General features: G+C 42.6%; 1 protein-coding gene. It reads right to left on the bottom strand.

Features of this window, described 5'->3' with window-relative positions; translation table 11 throughout:
* Window positions 1-154 precede the first annotated feature (154 nt).
* Window positions 155-895: a DUF547 domain-containing protein gene (locus tag E1163_RS00230; protein ID WP_155168529.1), complete on the bottom strand. Its 741-nt coding sequence runs from the start codon at window positions 893-895 to the stop codon at window positions 155-157.
* Window position 896 lies beyond the last annotated feature (1 nt).

Here is an 896-nt window from a genome sequence, read left to right as displayed (position 1 = left end):
AGAAGCATTGCAGAGGCATAAGAGGGAAAAACACGGGAAGAATAACGGGGAAAAATCCGGTCATGGATAAAGGTAATGAAATCAAACAATCACTAATTATCAGGCTCCATTTTTGATAAAACCGGCAAATACCCATACAAATCATACAGGCGTTTTAAGGCTTCTCGTTTAACTGCCAGTTGTACGGCAAATATTCCAGATCTGCCGTATCTGCTATGTATATACGACTATACCGGTTAAGATATTCAACTAAGGAAACGTCCCTGGTAAAGTCACTTTTGAACCACTTGAAAATCCGGGACAATACCACACGATCATGGCTTATCTGATTTCGAAGCGGATCATTGATAAACAGAATTGCCTGCTCATTAAGTTGTTGGTCGACAATATCAGCTTTATATGCTTCTGAGCGCAAAGGCGGGCAGGAATATGAAGCACAATTGATGGCAAAGTGTATCCGGGGCTCGGCAAACTCCTTTCTTAATATTTCGTGTTCTATTTCATCCAGACTAGTCTTCTTCCCTCCTATCTCAAAGAATTTCCTGTGCCACACGGTATTAATGGCAGGTATACTCAATACCGGGTCGAGGTCACGAATACTTTCTAAAGGATAATTATCAATTATGAGCTTCACTGTGAATGCATTGTAGGCATTGATCCAATACGCCAATTGCTCTTCTCTGCTCCACAAATCTTTGTCAGGTGCATTATTACTGAGCAACTTCAGGTACTCCTCCAACTTTTCCTGATCGCGCATAAAACCTTCATAGTTGACCCACCCTGCTCCATCCACATGCTTGTGCAGAAGGGCATTCCAGATATCATGTGGCGGAGGGTCTGCTACTCTCTGACGCGCAGAACTGCCACAAGCTGATAAGAGTAATACACAAAGCAGA

This window comes from Fulvivirga kasyanovii (assembly GCF_009711405.1).
GTDB lineage: Bacteria > Bacteroidota > Bacteroidia > Cytophagales > Cyclobacteriaceae > Fulvivirga > Fulvivirga kasyanovii.
This window is presented reverse-complemented; position numbering and strand designations above follow the sequence as displayed.